Annotated in this window: 16 protein-coding genes; 8 read left to right on the top strand and 8 right to left on the bottom strand. The window is 64.0% G+C overall.

The features are described 5' to 3' along the window. The first annotated feature begins 52 nt into the window (after positions 1–52). Positions 53–343 carry a hypothetical protein gene (locus ACZ1JV_RS18700; protein WP_465150016.1) on the top strand — a complete coding sequence of 97 codons (291 nt, stop codon included), beginning with the start codon at positions 53–55 and terminating at the stop codon, positions 341–343. On the opposite strand, the gene ACZ1JV_RS18705 is transcribed toward ACZ1JV_RS18700, so the two are convergent. After that, the gene (locus ACZ1JV_RS18705; protein WP_465150017.1) at positions 337–1533 is read right to left on the bottom strand and encodes an exo-beta-N-acetylmuramidase NamZ family protein; all 1197 of its coding nucleotides are present in this window, start codon (positions 1531–1533) and stop codon (positions 337–339) included. The genes ACZ1JV_RS18700 and ACZ1JV_RS18705 overlap by 7 nt on opposite strands. Beyond that, a complete protein-coding gene (locus ACZ1JV_RS18710; protein WP_465150018.1) occupies positions 1530–2066 on the bottom strand; it encodes a DOMON-like domain-containing protein in 537 nt (178 codons plus the stop codon). Before ACZ1JV_RS18710 ends, ACZ1JV_RS18705 begins: the two co-directional genes overlap by 4 nt. A 146-nt stretch (positions 2067–2212) precedes the next feature. Here ACZ1JV_RS18710 and tyrS point away from each other — a divergent pair, with 146 nt between their 5' ends. The 5 genes from tyrS to ACZ1JV_RS18735 all read left to right on the top strand — a co-directional run bounded on the left by tyrS (position 2213) and on the right by ACZ1JV_RS18735 (position 7097). Further along, positions 2213–3442, top strand: coding sequence for a tyrosine--tRNA ligase (tyrS, locus tag ACZ1JV_RS18715; RefSeq protein ID WP_465150019.1), 1230 nt, complete (start codon positions 2213–2215; stop codon positions 3440–3442). A gap of 118 nt (positions 3443–3560) precedes the next feature. Further along, entirely contained in the window at positions 3561–3899 is a 339-nt protein-coding gene (locus tag ACZ1JV_RS18720; RefSeq protein ID WP_465150020.1) for a PilZ domain-containing protein, read from the top strand. A 247-nt stretch (positions 3900–4146) separates the two neighbouring features. Next, positions 4147–5463, top strand: a complete 1317-nt coding sequence (locus ACZ1JV_RS18725) for an MFS transporter (protein ID WP_465150021.1) — start codon at positions 4147–4149, stop codon at positions 5461–5463. Then, positions 5460–6377, top strand: coding sequence for a cysteine synthase A (gene cysK, locus ACZ1JV_RS18730; RefSeq protein WP_465150022.1), 918 nt, complete (start codon positions 5460–5462; stop codon positions 6375–6377). The genes ACZ1JV_RS18725 and cysK overlap by 4 nt, the downstream gene beginning before the upstream one ends. Before the next feature lie 21 nt (positions 6378–6398). Continuing rightward, positions 6399–7097 carry a dienelactone hydrolase family protein gene (locus ACZ1JV_RS18735; protein WP_465135308.1) on the top strand — a complete coding sequence of 233 codons (699 nt, stop codon included), beginning with the start codon at positions 6399–6401 and terminating at the stop codon, positions 7095–7097. Positions 7098–7212: 115 nt separating this feature from the next. Here the strand turns inward: ACZ1JV_RS18735 and ACZ1JV_RS18740 are convergent, their stop codons facing one another. The 3 genes from ACZ1JV_RS18740 to ACZ1JV_RS18750 all read right to left on the bottom strand — a co-directional run bounded on the left by ACZ1JV_RS18740 (position 7213) and on the right by ACZ1JV_RS18750 (position 9445). Then, entirely contained in the window at positions 7213–7512 is a 300-nt protein-coding gene (locus ACZ1JV_RS18740) for a hypothetical protein (protein WP_465150023.1), read from the bottom strand. A gap of 449 nt (positions 7513–7961) precedes the next feature. Continuing rightward, positions 7962–8339, bottom strand: a complete 378-nt coding sequence (gene hisI, locus ACZ1JV_RS18745; protein WP_465150024.1) for a phosphoribosyl-AMP cyclohydrolase — start codon at positions 8337–8339, stop codon at positions 7962–7964. A gap of 365 nt (positions 8340–8704) precedes the next feature. After that, complete coding sequence (locus ACZ1JV_RS18750; protein ID WP_465150025.1) at positions 8705–9445, bottom strand: ComF family protein; 741 nt, start codon at positions 9443–9445, stop codon at positions 8705–8707. 112 nt (positions 9446–9557) lie between these two features. Here ACZ1JV_RS18750 and ACZ1JV_RS18755 point away from each other — a divergent pair, with 112 nt between their 5' ends. Continuing rightward, positions 9558–10325 carry a class I SAM-dependent methyltransferase gene (locus ACZ1JV_RS18755; RefSeq protein ID WP_465150026.1) on the top strand — a complete coding sequence of 256 codons (768 nt, stop codon included), beginning with the start codon at positions 9558–9560 and terminating at the stop codon, positions 10323–10325. Between the two features lie 50 nt (positions 10326–10375). On the opposite strand, the gene ppdK is transcribed toward ACZ1JV_RS18755, so the two are convergent. The 3 genes from ppdK to ACZ1JV_RS18770 form a co-directional block, all read right to left on the bottom strand. Then, positions 10376–13039 (bottom strand): pyruvate, phosphate dikinase, encoded by a 2664-nt coding sequence (ppdK, locus tag ACZ1JV_RS18760; RefSeq protein ID WP_465150027.1) that lies wholly within the window; start codon positions 13037–13039, stop codon positions 10376–10378. 73 nt (positions 13040–13112) lie between these two features. Continuing rightward, positions 13113–15203 (bottom strand): glycine--tRNA ligase subunit beta, encoded by a 2091-nt coding sequence (glyS, locus tag ACZ1JV_RS18765; RefSeq protein ID WP_465150028.1) that lies wholly within the window; start codon positions 15201–15203, stop codon positions 13113–13115. Between the two features lie 82 nt (positions 15204–15285). Then, positions 15286–16191 (bottom strand): glycine--tRNA ligase subunit alpha, encoded by a 906-nt coding sequence (locus ACZ1JV_RS18770; protein WP_465150029.1) that lies wholly within the window; start codon positions 16189–16191, stop codon positions 15286–15288. Positions 16192–16369: 178 nt separating this feature from the next. Here ACZ1JV_RS18770 and ACZ1JV_RS18775 point away from each other — a divergent pair, with 178 nt between their 5' ends. Then, the gene (locus tag ACZ1JV_RS18775) at positions 16370–17263 is read left to right on the top strand and encodes a TraB/GumN family protein (protein ID WP_465150030.1); all 894 of its coding nucleotides are present in this window, start codon (positions 16370–16372) and stop codon (positions 17261–17263) included. The last annotated feature ends 13 nt before the right edge of the window (positions 17264–17276 follow it).

Raw genomic sequence — 17276 nt, forward strand, 5'->3', positions numbered from 1 at the left:
CGCGAACGGATTGGGCAATTATCCACCGCAGACGGAATATTGGAGTGCGACTATGAAGGAAGCCCTGCTGATCCTCGCCCTTGGTGCCCTGACTATGGGTGCCGCTCCGCCAGCCGGCTTGGACAAGTCCGCCAAAGCCAAGGCGACATGCGCCTACACCATCCAGCAAGCCAATGCGGCAGCGGGGCACACCGCGCCGCGCGCGGTCGAGCCCAAGCCCGGCCTTATCCGTGCGGTCGACAAGCGTCTGAGCGGTTGCCCGGTGCTTGTGCTGGCCGATGGCAAGATGATGGCCCCGCCCGCCTTTACCGACGGGCCGGCGCGCAAATCACCGGCTCAGTAAAGCAGCAAGTCGGCTATCTCGGCCTTCCACGCCGCCTCGTCCGCGCCGGCCGCGGCATCGAGGTCGCCCGGAAGCGCATCGGGATTGTCGACCCACTCACGCAGGCCCGGTCCGCCGTTGATGACGTCGATGGCAAGGCGCGTGAACTCGTATTCGTAGGGGAAGTCGCGCCAGATCGGATAGTCGGGATAGAGGTTGCGGATCGCCTTGAACGCCAGCGCCTGCAGCCGCCACGGGCGGAAGGCATGATGGTCGTAGAACTTGCCTTCCGCATGGATCATCAGACCGCTGCACAGGGTCTTGGCGTGTTTGTGGAAGGTCGGTTCGAACCAGCATTCGCGCAGGGCGCAGCCTTCAAGCCACTCGGGCGCAAAGCGCTGCATTTCGGCCAGAACGGCCTTGGCATCGATATCGGGCGCGCCAAACAGCACTTCCAGCGGGCGGGTGGTGCCGCGACCTTCGGACAGCGTCGCGCCCTCGATCATGACCGTGCCGGCATAGGCGCGGGCCATGTTGAGGTTGGCGGCGTTGGGGCTGGGATTGATCCAGATGCGGTCCTGCGGCCATCCGAAGCCTGGGCCTTCGGGCTGCCAGCCTTCCATCGCGACCACGTGATAATCGACATCAAGCTTGAAGTGGCGGACGAACCAGTGGCCCATCTCGCCCAGCGTCAGGCCATGGCGCATCGGCATCGGGCCGGCGCCGACGAAGCTCTCCTGCCCCGGCAGCAGCGTCAGCCCCTCGACCGGGCGGCCGGCGGGGTTGGGACGATCGAGCACCCAGACGCTCTTGCCCTGCTTTTCGGCGGCTTCCAGCAGGTAGAGCAGCGTGGTGACGAACGTGTAGATGCGGCAGCCAAGGTCCTGCAGGTCGAACAGGAACACATCGGCGCTGTCCATCATCGCCGCGCTGGGGCGGCGGACTTCGCCGTAGAGGCTGTAGATGGGGATGCCGTAAGTCGGATCCAGCTCGTCGGCGGTCTCGACCATGTTGTCCTGCTTGTCGCCCTTCAGCCCGTGCTGGGGGCCGAAAGCGCTCGTGACGTTCACGCCCGCCGCGATCAGCGCGTCAAGCGAGTGGACGAGGTCTTCCGTCACCGAAGCGGGATGGGCGACAAGCGCGACGCGGCGCCCCTCAAGGGGTTTGCGGAGTTCAGGGTCTGCCAGCAGGCGGTCGATACCGAATTTCATGGCGCGGTGGGTGCCGCAAGCGGGAGTGCGAAGCAAGACGGATCGTGGAAGTCAGGCGCATCGCCGCTGTGGGAAAGCGCCCAATAGCTCTTAACGCCGCCCTCCTCCTCGATCACCGCCGTGAAGCCGTGGTTCTGCGGCAACGCGGGCAGGCCGCCGACCGGGATAGCGGCATCGAACACGGCGATGTCCGATCCCTTGCGCATCGTGCACTCGGGCTCGCGCGGCATCGGCCGCTCGGTCATGCCTTCGCGGCGGCCGGTAAAGTCGTAGACGTTCCAGCGTTCGGAGGGCGAGAGGTTGATCTCGACGTAGGATTGCTCACCCGGCGGCTGAAGGAACAGTTCGAAACAGGTGGTATTCCAGAGCCCCTCCGCCCTGCCCTTGCCCGCGAATGCCGGCACCACCAGCTTGCCCGCGCCCAGAATCCGCCAGCGCACGCGCAGCCAGGTATCGTCGAAGCCTATGACGCGGGCTTCGACCGAGCGGACGAGAACGGGTGGGTGTGCCGGATGGCAGATAAGGTCGGACATGGCGGCCTCCGTAATGGCCCGTGTGACGGGCTGGCAATCCGGATTGCGCCGGATTCGGCCGGATATCACCACGCACGCGACCAATCGCTTCATATCCGGCGCCCCACATGCTAGGCGCCCCGCTCCCATTAACAAGAAGCACGGTCATGACCTACAAATCTTCCCTGCTCCGCGTCCTCGAAGAGCGCGGCTACATCCACCAGACGACGGATGCCGAGGGCCTTGACGCTCTCGCAGAGAAGCAGATCGTGCCGGGTTATATCGGCTTCGACGCCACCGCAGCGTCGCTCCACATCGGCAGCCTTGTGCAGATCATGATGCTGCGCCGTCTCCAGCAGACCGGGCACAAGCCGATCGTGCTGATGGGCGGCGGCACCACGCGTATCGGCGACCCGACGGGCCGCGACGAGAGCCGCAAGATGCTGTCTGACGAGACGATCGAGACCAACATCAAGGGCATCTTCTCGATCTTCTCGCGCCTGCTGAAGTTCGGTGACGGGCCGACCGACGCGGTGATGGTGAACAACCAGGATTGGTTGGGCCAACTGGGCTACATCCAGCTGCTTCAGGAAGTCGGCACACACTTCACCGTGAACCGCATGCTCTCGTTCGATTCGGTCAAGCTGCGCCTTGAGCGCGAACAGCCGATGACCTTCCTCGAATTCAACTACATGATCCTGCAGGGCTATGACTTCCGTCACCTTTGCAAGGACAAGGATGTGCGCCTGCAGATGGGTGGCTCCGACCAGTGGGGCAACATCATCAACGGCGTCGAACTGACCCGCCGCATGGACACCAAGGAAGTCTTCGGCCTGACGACGCCGCTGCTCACCACGGCGGATGGCGCCAAGATGGGCAAGTCGGCCGCCGGCGCCGTCTGGCTGAACGAGGAAATGCTGCCCAGCTATGACTTCTGGCAGTACTGGCGCAATTGCGATGACCGCGACGTGGGCAAGTTCCTGCGTCTGTTCACCGACCTGCCGCTGGACGAAATCGCCCGCCTCGAAGCACTCGAAGGCGCCGCGATCAACGATGCCAAGGTCGTGCTGGCCAACGAAGTGACGAAGCTGTGCCGTGGCGGGGATGCCGCGGTTGCTGCCGAAGCCACCGCGAAGGCCACTTTTGCCGGCGGCGGACTTGGCGAGGACCTGCCCACGCTGGAAGTCTCCGGCGAAGGCGTTCGCCTGGGCGCGGCGCTGACCGAACTCGGCTTCACCGCCTCCAATGGCGAAGCCAAGCGCAAGATCGGCGAAGGCGCCGTGAAGCTTGACGATCTGGCTATGGACGATCCGGGCTTCCTGATCGAAGTCGCCACCGGAGAAACCCGTAAGCTGAGCCTCGGCAAGAAGAAGCACGCGATCCTTCGCGGCGCTTGATCGCTAGTCCGGCACGTTTCACCCCGGCGGATATACAATATTCGCCGGGGTTTACGGATTGTTTGCCATTTTGATGCACTTTGCTGCCTCACGGCCATAACCAGAGGCGGACAAGAAAATGAGTGCAGGAGCACAGCTCTCTGTAACCGACAAACGGCGCGCGGCGCGCCATCCTGTCGATCACAAGCTGATTGCCGAACATCGCCGACTGGGTGACGTTCACCTGCATATCGTCAACTTTTCGGCCCAGGGCTTCATGTGCAAGGGCGAACTGGACCTCGATCGCGGTGAGCGCCTTGTGATGCGCCTGCCCGTCATCGGCCGCATAGAGGCCCATATGATCTGGTCGCACGAAGGCCGATCCGGCTTCCAGTTCGAGCGAATCATCCGCATCGACGACTTCCTCAAGCTGGTGGACACCACCCAGCCCAATCCCAGGTTGCGCCCCCGCCGCTGACGCTTCGCCGCGCCCCGGCGTACCAACGTATCGCGATTTGAAAGGCCGCCTGGATCGCTTCGGGCGGCTTTGGCGCGTGACTTCACGACAGCCTGAAACGTGATCCGCGAGACCGGCCGCGTCACGCCAATTCATTGGCAGACACCTTGCCCGGCATGCGCTTCACCGCGTGCCTTGCTTATTGATAGTAAAGAGAACCTATCGACGGGATTTGCGGCGTGGCTTGGCAAGGCCGCGTCATGCTGCCATGCACCCGATCGTGAATACGCCTCCCGACTCTGCGGGCGCCACCGCGCAGCCCACGCCGCCCCCCAGTTCGCCCTTACGCATCGCCGACTATCGCAAATTCTGGTTGGCCCGGTTCTTCCAGGTGCTGGCGTCGACCGGCATGGTCGTCATCATCGGTTACCAACTCTACGACGTTGCCCGGTCCGACTATGCGATGTCGATCACGCAGGCTTCTTTCCAGCTCGGCTTGCTGGGCTTCGCGCAGTTCCTGCCGATCTTCCTGCTGACGCCAATCTCCGGGGTGATCGCGGACCGCTTCGACCGGCGGCGCGTGGCCGGACTGGCCATGGCGATCGACATCATGGTCGCGGTGGGGCTTGGCATTGCCACCACGCTGGAATGGCGCAGCCTTCCGGTGCTTTACGTCTTTGCCGCAGTGCACGGTGCCGTCCGGGTCTTCGTTTCCCCGTCGATGAGCGCGATCGCCCCGAACATCGTGCCCTCGAACCTGATCCCGCGCGCGATCGGCTTCAACTCGATCGCCATGCAGGCCGGCACCATCATCGGCCCGGCCGCATTCGGCTTCCTCTTCGCAAGCCACCACGCGCTGCCCTACTGGATCGCCGCCGTACTCACGGCCCTGTCCGCCTGCAGCATCCTTGCGATCCGCAATATTCCGCCGGTCGCCAAGGACGCGCGCAAGGCGCATCCGCTGCGCCAGATCGTCGACGGCTTCAATTTCATCTGGCACGAACGCTTCCTGCTCGGCTGCATCACGCTGGACTTGTTCGCCGTGCTGCTGGGCGGCGCGACCGCGCTGATGCCGGTCTTCGCACGCGACATCCTGCATGTCGGGCCGGAGGGCCTTGGCCAGATGCGCGCGGCGACGGCCGCCGGTGCCGCTGTCGTGGCGCTGTGGCTCTCTTTCCGTCCGCTGGCCAGCAATGTCGGCGTGAAGATGCTGGTCTCGGTCGCCGCCTATGGCGCGATGACGGTCGGCTTCGGGCTTTCGCGCAGCTTCGTGGTCTCGCTGGGTTTTCTGGCGCTGATCGGCGCGGCAGACATGATCTCCGTCTTCATCCGCAGTTCGCTGGTTCAGCTTCGCACGCCGGACGACAAGCGCGGCCGCGTATCGGCCATCTCCGGCCTGGCCATCTCCGCCTCGAACGAGTTGGGCGAGATGCAGTCCGGCGTGGCGGCCGCCCTGCTCGGCGCAACCGGCGCTGTTGTCTTCGGCGGGACCGCTGCCATAGTCATTACCGCCATCTGGGCCTGGGGCTTTCCTGAGATCCGCCGGGCCCGAACCTTCGCACCACGTTGGGAGCACGCATCATGAAGGCCGAAAGCATTCTCTCCACGATCGGCAATACGCCGCACATCCGCCTGTCGCGGCTGTTTCCGGACCATGAGGTCTGGATCAAGGCGGAGCGCGGCAACCCCGGCGGTTCGATCAAGGACCGCATCGCCCTTGCCATGATCGAAGCTGCCGAAGCCGATGGCTCGCTGAAGCCCGGCGGCACGATCATCGAACCTACCTCGGGCAATACCGGCATCGGCCTGGCCATGGTGGCGGCGGTCAAGGGTTACAAGTTGATCCTCGTCATGCCCGAATCGATGTCGATCGAGCGTCGCCGCCTGATGCTGGCCTATGGCGCCACGTTCGACCTCACGCCCCGCGAAAAGGGCATGAAGGGCGCGATCGAGCGGGCTAAGGAACTGATTGCAGAAACGCCCGGCTCCTGGATGCCGCAGCAGTTCGACAATCCGGCAAACGTCGCCGTCCATGTGGAAACGACCGCGCAGGAAATCCTGGCCGATTTCGCCAGCGATCCGGTCGACGTGCTGATCACCGGCGTCGGCACCGGCGGCCACATCACCGGCTGCGCCGAAGCACTCAAGAAGGCATGGCCTTCGCTGAAGGCCTATGCGGTAGAGCCCACGCTTTCGCCCGTCATCTCGGGCGGCCTGCCCGGCCCGCACCCGATTCAGGGGATCGGCGCCGGCTTTATTCCCGGCAACCTTCACACCCAGTCGATCGACGGGGCAATTCAGGTGGATGCGGCCGACGCCAAGGACTGGGCGCGCCGCTGCGCCACCGTGGAAGGCATGCTGGTGGGCATCAGTTCCGGCGCGACGCTGGCCGCCATCGCGCAGAAGCTGCCATCGTTGCCCGCCGGTTCGCGCGTGCTGGGCTTCAACTACGACACCGGCGAGCGCTACCTCTCGGTGCCGGACTTCCTCCCCGAGTAAAGAGACGGCCGGAGTAAATTCATGGACGCAATTGCCTATACCCACGCAGGCGTGGACCTTACCGGGTGGCTCGCCCGCCCGGAAGGAACGCCCCGCGCGGCCGTGATCGTATTTCCCACCATTGCCAACTACAACGCGCCCATGGAAAAGCGGGCCCGAATGCTGGCGGAACGCGGATACCTCGCGCTGGTGGCGGATTTCTATGGCGAGCCGGTGGAAAGTTTCGAGGCGTCGTTTCCGCTTGCGGAGAAGCTGCGCAGCGATCTCGACCATTATCGCGGCCGGATTGCGGCCGCGATCGATACCCTGCGCAGCTTGCCTGAAGCGGCGGACCTGCCGCTGCTGGGCATCGGATACTGCATGGGCGGCCAGGCCGTTCTCGAAGCCGCGCGCGATGGACAGGACCTGCTGGCCGCCGTCAGCTTCCACGGCACGCTTTCCACGGCCCGGCCGGCCGAACCCGGCACGATCAAGCCGCGCATCCTCATCTGCCACGGCGATGCGGACCCGCTGGTCCCGCGCGAGCAGGTTGTCGGATTCTGGGAAGAGATGGACCGTGCCGAGGCCAACTGGCACTTCCATTCCTATTCCGGGGTTCGCCACGGCTTCACCGATCCCGGCAGTGACGCGCGCGGCATGGCGGCGATCAGCTACGATGCCAGCGCCGATCGCCAGAGCTGGGCGGCCATGGTCAGCCTGTTTGACGAAATCCTGGGCTAGAGCGGTTTCCGACCCATCAGGTGATTCAACCTGAATGGAAATGCTCTAACCGAAACTTTCACGAAGCAAGATCGTGGCCGCCGCATTCGGGCGGCCACGATCCCATCATCCGGCCTTAGCAGCCGTGCGACTTGTCGCCACCGCCGTGATGGCCGTGGTCGTGGTCGTCATCATCGTGACCCCAACCCCAGTGGTTGCCGCGATCGCGGCCCCAGCGGTTGTCATTGTCACGACCCCAACCCCAGCGGTTGCCGTTGTCGCGGTCGCGACCCCAGCGGCTGTCGTTGTCGCGACGGTCGTTGTCCCTGCCGAAGTAGCTGGCCAGATTGTACTTCTGGCTGCTGACGACAGAGTTGGCGGGTTTCTGATCCGCCATCGCTACGGTTGGAACGCCGGCCAGGAGGCCGACGGTCATTGCAACGATTGTCACTCGTCGGTTCATGACATTTCCCTTCCTTCAAATGCCCCGCGGAGCCCATCAGGCTCCCCTCTCCCTCATGCCGACGCCGGGAGGGCAAACGCTTCCGCTGCTAGGCCCCGCCGCAGGCATGCGCACCCGTCGGCTGGTGACGGGGCAGGACACCAGCCTTGAGCAGCTACGCGATCATTCGTTTTCTTCGTGGGACAGCGAAATTTCGCAAGAAATCAGCACCGTCGCGGGAGAGCTTTGCCTTCCGGCATCATCCATACGAGCCCATTGCGTTCATCCGGACGAATGATGGGCTAAGCCGAAATTGCCACGCTCACGGCCGCTTTGCACAACTTGCCGAAAGGCAAATCAAATCACTATTTTATATGGTTAACAAGGCGGTAGCCATAATTTCGACCTTTGCCGCTGTGCAACAGGGTTGTCGAACGCGAACTTCAGCTTTCGAATGATTCGAGAACGTTACCGTCGAGTCGGCGGTAGAAGCAACTGCGCGCACCGGTATGGCAGGCCGGGCCCTCGGGCTGCACCAGCAGCTCGAGCGCGTCCTGATCGCAATCGACTCGAATTTCCTCGACGCGTAGGAAATGGCCCGAAGATTCCCCCTTCAGCCATAGTCGCCCGCGCGATCGGGAATGGAAGTGGGCAAGCCCCGTCTCTCGCGTCTTGGAAAGCGCCTCTTCATCCATGTACGCGACCATCAGGATTTCGCGCGTGCGGGAGTCGACCGCGATCGCGATCAGCAATCCATGTGCATCGAACTTTGGAAGAAAATCACGACCTTGTTCGCGTTCTACCTTGCTGATCTCTCGCATTCTGGAAATTTCCCTCCGCTTTTCCTGCAGGCATCGAATGTTGCAGGATAACCACAGCCGGTGATCAAAATCCCCCTAACGCCCTCAAGCCTCTTTTCAACCCCCGGGTTTACGTCGATTGTCGCCTTGCAGCTGGGGGGCTGCTTCCGACCATCAGGTCGCTGACCGGTAACTTAGCCCCGGGCCAAAGTTACCAGGAAACAAGCGCCACGGTTCAGGGAATGTTGGCCGATCTGGCCGACGCAGAATGAGGGATCGGACTAAGGCGGCCTGCAGGGGGGCCGCCGAACCGCGAAAGCGGGGTCTACCAGTTTCGTCACGAGAACGCCCGGAGCCTTATGGTTCCGGGCGTTTTCGTTTGCCGATTACGCGATATCCAGCGCCTCATCCAGCACACGGGCAAAGCACGCGATCACGACCCGTTCGGCACCGCCCCGCTTGAGCGCGGACACGCAGGCCTCGCTCGTCGCGCCGCTGGTGAGAACGTCATCCACCAGCACGATCCGCGCGCCTTTCACTCTGCCCCGATGTCGCGAAGGAATGGTGATCGCTCCGGACAGTGCACGCTGCCGCGCCTTGCGGCCCAGTCCGCCCAGCGAAGGCGTCGCCTTGCGCCGTTCCAGCAGATCGACGGCAAGCCGCGCGCCCCTCAGCCGCGCGATCGTCCGGCCCAGCTCTGCCGCCTGGTTGTATCCACGATGCCAGATCCGCCAACGGTGCAGCGGCACCGGCACGACCATCCACTCGGCATCGATCTGCGGCAGACGCGCGGCCATGAAGTTGCCCATCATGCCTGCCAGCGCAAGGCGGTTTCCGTGCTTGAGCCCAAGGATAAGCTTGCGGGACGTGGCATTGTACAGCGTCGCCGCCGCAATCCCGTCGTGACGCGGCGGCTGCGCCAGGCATGGCGCACAGATCGCTCCATCGGGAATATCGTCAGGGAATGGCCGTGCGCAGGCGGCGCAGCACGGATCCCCCGGTATCGCCAGCGTCTCCCAGCACGCCGGACACAATCCGATTTGCGCCGCGATTGCCGCCCCGCAAAGGGGGCAGCGCGGCGGATAGATCAGATCGATCACGGGAGCAAAGGCGGCGGACAGCGACATCGGTTCGCCAACCTATGGCGGCACGCGCCAAGCTCAAGCTACAAGCTGTTCATCCGGCCCTTGCGCTTCTGGATGGTTGCGCGAGACGCGCCGACACGGCAGGGAGCGCGGGATGGCTGAAACTGCTCCCCCCGCTCCGCCGCGCATTTTCGCTCCCGCCCGCCGCATCGCCGCCCGCCGCCGCGCGCTGGCGCTTCAGCAGTTGCCGGACGCTCCGCACTACCTCCTCGACGACATGGTCGAAGATGTCGAGGAGCGCCTCTCCTTCCTGCGATTCGAACCAAAGCGCGCGCTTGTCATCGGCGACTGGACCGGGGCCTTGGCACGTTCGCTCACCGCCCGCGGCGTCGAAGTCATCGAAGCCGAACCGGCAACGGGGTTCAACGAAGAGACCCCCTACCCCTTCGATGGCTTCGACCTTGTCGCCAGCCTTGGCACGCTGGATACCGTGAACGACCTGCCCGGCGCGCTGATTCACGCCCGCCGCGCCTTGGCGCAGGGCGGAATGCTGATTGCCAGCTTCCTGTCTTCGGGCAGCCTGCCGCGACTGCGGGAGATCATGCTGGCGGCGGATGGCGACCGCCCTGCCGCCCGCATTCACCCGATGGTCGATGTGCGCGCGGGCGGACAATTGCTCCAGCGCACGCTGTTCGCCGATCCAGTGATCGATCAGCGCCCGCTTCAGGTCTCTTTCCGCAGCCTTGACCGCCTGATCGGTGATCTTCGGGCCCAGGCGCTCGGCGGCGTGCTGGCAGACCGCGGCGCGCCGCTCGGAAAGGCGGCACTGGCCCGGGCACGCGATGCCTTCGCGGCCGCCGGCGAGAACGGGCGGACCACCGAGACTTTCGAGATCCTCACCCTATCGGGTTGGAAGAAATAAGAAAAAGGCCGGGATTTCTCCCGGCCTTTTCATTTTCCAGTGCGGCAATCTCAGGCCAGCGCAGCCTGCGCTGCAGCCAGTCGCGCGATCGGCACGCGGAAGGGCGAGGCGCTGACGTAGTCGAGCCCCACCTTCTCGCAGAACGCGATCGATGCCGGATCGCCACCATGCTCACCGCAGATGCCGAGCTTGAGATCGGCGTAGGTCGCGCGGCCACGCTCAGCACCCAGCTGCACGAGTTGGCCGACACCCTCGATATCGAGGCTGACGAACGGATCGCGCGGATAGATGCCCTTTTCAACGTAGGGGCTGAGGAAGCGCGCGGCATCGTCGCGCGAAACGCCCAGCGTGGTCTGCGTCAGGTCGTTGGTGCCGAACGAGAAGAACTTGGCCTCTTCCGCGATCTCACCCGCCATCAGCGCAGCGCGCGGCAGTTCGATCATGGTGCCGACCATGTAGTTGAGCGTGCGGCCCTTCTCGGCGAAGACCTTAGCTGCGGTTTCGTCCACGACCTTCTTGAGGATCTGCAACTCGCGCTTGGTGGCGACGAGCGGGATCATCACTTCCGGCACGATGGCCTCACCCGAAGCGGCTGCGACTTCGCAGGCGGCTTCGAAGATCGCGCGGGCCTGCATCTCGTAGATTTCAGGGAAGGTGATGCCCAGGCGGCAACCGCGATGGCCCAGCATCGGGTTGAACTCGTGCAGTTCGTCCGCGCGGCGCTTCAGCGTATCGATGCCGATGCCGATCGTTTCCGAAAGCTCTGCGAACTCGGCATCACCGTGCGGCAGGAACTCATGGAGCGGCGGATCGAGCAGTCGGATGGTGACCGGCAGGCCGGCCATCACCTCGAAGATCGCGATGAAGTCCGCACGCTGTTCGGGCAGCAGCTTTTCCAGCGCGGCACGGCGACCGGCTTCGTCTTCGGCCAGGATCATCTGGCGCACGGCCGAAATGCGGCCGGCGTCGAAGAACATGTGCTCGGTACGGCAGAGGCCAATGCCTTCGGCACCGAACTGGCGGGCCATCTTGCAGTCGGCCGGAGTCTCGGCGTTCGTGCGCACCTTCATGCGGCGGTGCTTGTCAGCCCATACCATCAGCGTGGCGAAATCGCCGGCCAGCTCCGGCTCTATGGTCGGCACTTCGCCGGCCATGATATCGCCGGTCGCGCCGTCGAGCGTGATCACGTCGCCTTCCTTCAGCTCACGGTTGCCCATGCGCAGGGTGCGGGTCTTCATGTCGATCGACAGGCCCGAAGCGCCGGAAACGCAGGGACGGCCCATGCCGCGCGCCACGACCGCCGCGTGGCTGGTCATGCCGCCGCGCGCCGTAAGGATGCCCTTCGCGGCGTGCATGCCGTGAATGTCCTCAGGGCTGGTCTCGACGCGGACGAGAACAACCGCCTCGCCCATTTCCGCACGCTTTTCGGCAGTGTCGGCATCAAGCACGATCGCGCCCGAAGCCGCGCCCGGCGAAGCGGGAAGACCCTTGCCGAGAATGTCGCGAGCCGCCTTGGGATCGAGCGTGGGGTGCAAAAGCTGGTCGAGCGCCATGGGATCGACGCGCTTGATCGCGGTGGCTTCGTCGATCAGGCCTTCGTCCACCATGTCCACCGCCATCTTGAGCGCGGCCTTGGCAGTGCGCTTGCCAGAACGGGTCTGCAGCATCCACAGCTTGTTACGCTCGACCGTGAACTCGATGTCCTGCATGTCGCGGTAGTGCTTCTCCAGAAGCTCGAACACCGCGGCAAGCTCGGTGTAAGCCTCCGGCATCGCCTCTTCCATCGACAGCGGCTTGGCGCCGGCCCGCTCACGCGCGGCCTTGGTCAGGTACTGCGGCGTGCGGATGCCGGCGACGACATCCTCACCCTGCGCGTTGACCAGCCATTCGCCGTAGTAGGCCTTCTCGCCGGTCGCCGGGTCGCGCGTGAAAGCGACGCCGGTGGCCGAGGTATCGCCCATGTTGCCGAAAACCATGGCCTGCACGTTGACGGCAGTACCCCAGTCGCCCGGAATGTCGTTCAGCCGGCGATAGACCTTGGCGCGGTCCGAATCCCAGGAATCGAACACCGCCTGGATCGCGCCCCAAAGCTGCTCATGAACGTCCTGCGGGAACGGGCGGCCGAGTTCTTCCTCGACGATGCCCTTGTATTCCTTGACGATGGCCTTCCAGTTCGACGCCGTCATCTCGACGTCGTTCATGTAGCCGTTGTCTTCCTTGGCGATCTCCAGCGCTTCCTCGAAGCGGCCGTGATCGAGGCCAAGGACGACGTCCGAATACATCTGGACGAAGCGGCGATAGCTGTCCCACGCGAAACGCTCATCGCCCGAGGTCTGCGTCAGCCCCTCAACCGTCGCGTCGTTGAGGCCGAGGTTCAGGACGGTGTCCATCATGCCCGGCATCGAAACGCGCGCACCCGAACGGACCGAGACGAGCAGCGGATCGGCGGCATCGCCGAAGTTCTTGCCCACGGTCTTTTCGATATGCGTCAGCGCCTCGGCAACGTCGGCGCGCAGTTCGGCCGAGAAATCGCCGCCTTCGGCAAGGTATTTCACGCATTCTTCAGTGGTAATGGTAAAACCCGGAGGAACCGGCAGGCCGATCCCGGCCATTTCGGCAAGATTAGCACCCTTGCCGCCGACTACGACTTTGTCGCGCGCGCGTGCGTCTTCATTTTTGACACCGCCGCCGAACGTGTAGACCTGCCTGCTCATCTATCCCCTGACTTTCCTGTCCTGGTTGATAAAACTCTTCGAGAACCCGGTCCGAAGTACTGTGGACCGCTCCCTAGCCTTCGATCTTCGAAAAATCCGCCACGTTGTGCACTGCAGCACGGAATCGATCAAGCAAGGCCAGCCTTGAATGGCGCTTGACCGCGTCCGCGTCGTTCACGGTAACGTGTTCGAAGAAGGCGTCGATTGGTGCCCGCAGCGTGGCGAGCGCGGACATCGCGGAAGCGAAGTCCTCACCCTCAACCGCCTTGCCGGCCTGGGGTTCCGCCGCCGTCAGCGCGTCGATCAGCGCCTGCTCGGCAGGTTCGGCGGTGTAAGGCAGCGCGCCTTGCGCCGCATAGACCGCCTGCATGTCCGGATGATCGACGTTTTCGAGCGGATCTTCGTCACCCGTATGCTCGATCGCGCCGGAGCCGTTCCAGTCTTCCTTCTTCAGGATGTTGGCGGCACGCTTGTAACCGGCGAGCAGGTTCACACCATCATCGGTCTGCACGAAAGCCTGAAGCGCATGAACGCGGGCCAGCAGACGGACGAGATCGTCCTCGCTGCCGAGCGCGATCACAGCGTCGATCAGATCGTGGCGGATGCCCGCTTCCTTCTGCTGTACCTTCAGGCGGTCCACGAAGAAGTCGAGCAAATCGCCCTCGGCCACGCCGAAGCGTAGATCATTGTCGGTGATCAGGCGAATGATGCCCAGCGCCGCACGGCGCAGCGCGAAGGGATCCTTCGAGCCGGTGGGCTTTTCGTCGATCGCGAAGAAGCTGCGCAGCGTGTCCAGCTTGTCAGCCAGCGCCACGGCCACCGTCACCGGGGCGGTGGGGACTTCGTCGCCCTGCCCGACCGGCTTGTAGTGATCGCGGATGGCATCGGCCACGGCGTTCGGCAGACCTTCGGCGCGGGCGTAATACCCGCCCATAAGTCCCTGAAGTTCGGGGAATTCGCCAACCATCTCGGTAACGAGATCGGCCTTGGAAAGCTCGGCTGCCTGACGCGCCAGTGCCGGATCGCAGTTCGGCACCACGCCTTCGCTCGCCAGCCATTCGGCCAGCTTGGCGACGCGCTCGACCTTATCGGCAACGGTGCCCAGCTTTTCGTGGAAGGTGATGCGCGCCAGCTTTTCGGCGTGGACCGAAAGCGGGGTCTTGCGATCCTGCTGCCAGAAGAAACGCGCGTCGGACAGGCGCGCGGCCAGCACCTTGCGGTTGCCGTCGACAATGGCAGTGCCGCCATCGGTCGCGACGATGTTCGCGGTGCAGACGAAAGCGTTCGCCAGCGAGCCCGAAGCGTCCTCGCAAACGAAGTACTTCTGGTTCACGCGCGCGGTAAGCTGGATGGTTTCGGGCGGAACTTCGAGGAAATCCTCCTCGAAACGGCCGAGCAGCGGCACCGGCCATTCGGTGAGGCCGGCGTTCTCGATAACGAGGCCCTCGTCCTCCACCAGCACCAGACCGGCGACGGTGGCCGCCTGGCGTGCCTTGGTGCGCACGATGTCCTGACGTTCCTCATGGTTCACGAGGACATGAGCGATCCGCAGCTTGTCCGCATAGTCATGCGCGCCGCCGATGGTGATCTCACCCGGAGCATGGAAGCGGTGGCCCTTGGTGACGTAAGCGGAGGCAACCCCGCCAACCTCGCACTCGACGAGATCCTCACCCAGCACCGCAACGATGCCCGAGAGCGGACGCACCCAGCGCAGCGATTCGGTGGAGAGCGAAGCCGCACCCCAACGCATCGACTTCGGCCAGGGAAACGCGCGCACGATGGCCGGGATCGCCTCTGCCAGCACGTCCTTCACCGCGCGGCCGGGCTTTTCGACGACCGCGAAATAGGTGTCCTTGCCCTTGAGGTCGCGGACTTCGAGCTGGTCCTTGGTAAGGCCGGTCTTGCGCAGGAAACCTTCGAGCGCCTGCTCGGGCGCGCTGGTGGCGGGGCCCTTGGTTTCCTCGTGGACGGCTTCGGTCGCCAGCGGCAGGCCATGGGCGATCAGCGCAAGGCGGCGCGGGGTCGACCAGACGGTGACGTCGCCCACGGCGACGCCTGCCGCTTCCATTTCCTTGCGGAACAGCTTTTCCAGATCGGCACGGGCGCCAGCCTGCATGCGCGCAGGGATTTCTTCCGAGCGGAGTTCAAGAAGGAAATCGGTCATTTCAATGCGTCCTTCGACAGGCTCAGGACGAGCGGAGTCAGTTTGGAAAGATAGAGCCGCTCAGGCTGAGCTTGTCGAAGCCTCATGCGCTCCACCCCGGGAACTTGGCTTCCCACTGGTCCTTGTTCTTGTCGATCCAGGCCTTGCACGATCCCTTGGCGAGTTCGCGCACGCGGCCGATGTAGCTGGCGCGCTCCTGCACGGAGATCACGCCGCGGGCCTGCAGCAGGTTGAAGAGGTGCGAAGCCTCGATCGCCTGATCATAGGCGGCAAGCGGGATTTCCGCTTCGATGCAGCGCATGCACTCTGCCTCGGCCGCCTTGAAGCCGGCGAACAGCGCGTCCGTGTCCGCGATTTCGAAGTTGTACTTCGACTGCTGCTGCTCGTTGGCGAGGAACACGTCGCCGTAGGTCACGCCTTCGTTGTTGAAACGCAGGTCGTAAACCCAGTCCACGCCCTGAATGTACATGGCAAGGCGTTCGAGGCCGTAGGTCAGCTCACCGGCGACCGGCTTGCAGTCGTAACCGCCGACCTGCTGGAAATAGGTGAACTGCGTCACTTCCATGCCGTCACACCAGACTTCCCAGCCAAGGCCCCAGGCGCCCAGCGTCGGGCTTTCCCAGTCGTCCTCCACGAAACGGATATCGTGCGCCAGCGGATCGACGCCGATCGCCGCGAGGCTCTGCAGGTAGAGTTCCTGCAGGTTCTCCGGATTCGGCTTCAGGATCACCTGATATTGGTAATAGTGCTGAAGGCGGTTCGGGTTCTCGCCATAGCGGCCGTCGGTCGGGCGGCGCGACGGCTGAACGTAAGCAGCCTTCCAGGGCTCGGGACCGAGCGCGCGCAGCGTGGTAGAGGGGTGGAACGTGCCCGCCCCCATGCGCATGTCGTAAGGCTGAAGGATAAGGCAGCCCTGCTTGCTCCAGAAATCATGGAGCGTCAGGATCATGTCCTGAAAGCTGAGCGGCTGTTTGGCGGGGGTCGACATCGAAATTCCGTCAAAACTCTTGGGCTCGCGGCCTTTGGCGGATCGAACCGGGCAAATCAACCGCGCAAAACGACGGTGTGATGACTGAGAGCGCTACCCCGAGCCGGCCGGGCCCGCTAATGCCTTCCCCGACGCGCCGTTAATGCCGCGTTTGTTCCTGCCGCTTCATGGAATAGCGATGAGATTCTCCCAAAAGTTCCGCCTTCGTCTTGCCGTTGCAGGCTTGCTCAGCCTGTTCGCCGCCACCCCATCGCAGGCGCAGGAAGAGGCCCCTGCGCGCCCGGCAATGTGGAAGATCGCGGACAAGGACACCACGATCTATCTCTTCGGCACGATCCACATCCTGCCTGAGGGCACCAACTGGTTCACAGGCCCGGTGAAGGATGCGTTCGATTCGTCCGATCTGCTGGTGACGGAGACCAAGGTCGATTCGCCTGATTCGCTGCAAAAGCTGTTCGTCGAAAAGGGTATGCGCACCGACGGCACGACCCTGCGCGCCAGCCTGCCGGCCGATGAACGCGCCGCGTTCGAGAAGGCACTGGCGGGCATGGGCCTTCCGGCCGAAGCCTTCGATTCCTTCGAGGCCTGGTATGCCGGACTGCTGCTTTCACTGCTGCCGCTCAAGGCCGCCGGCTTCGACAAGGCCAACGGCGTGGAGACGCTGATCGACGCAAAGGCCGACGACGCGCACAAGGCGCGCCAGACGCTGGAAACGCCGGAATACCAGATCGAACTGTTCGACGGCATGCCGGTGGACAGCCAGAACCGCTATCTGGGCGAAGTCCTGGACCAGCTTCCCACCCTGCGCGAGGATGTCGCCAAGGTCGTGGCGGCATGGAAAGCCGGCCGGGCGGACGAGCTGGCGAAATTGCTGAATGAAGACGAATCCGATTTAGCCATGCGCAAGGCCTTCATTACCGACCGCAACGCGGCCTGGGCGAAATGGCTGACAATGCGGATGGCGCAACCGGGCACGGTCTTCGTTGCAGTCGGCGCCGGGCATCTTGCCGGCGAAGGCAGCGTGCAGGACCTGCTGGCCAAGGCCGGGATCAAGGCGACGCGGGTTCAATAAGAGGGTGTAATAA

The organism is Novosphingobium sp. BL-S-19 (genome assembly GCF_055521675.1).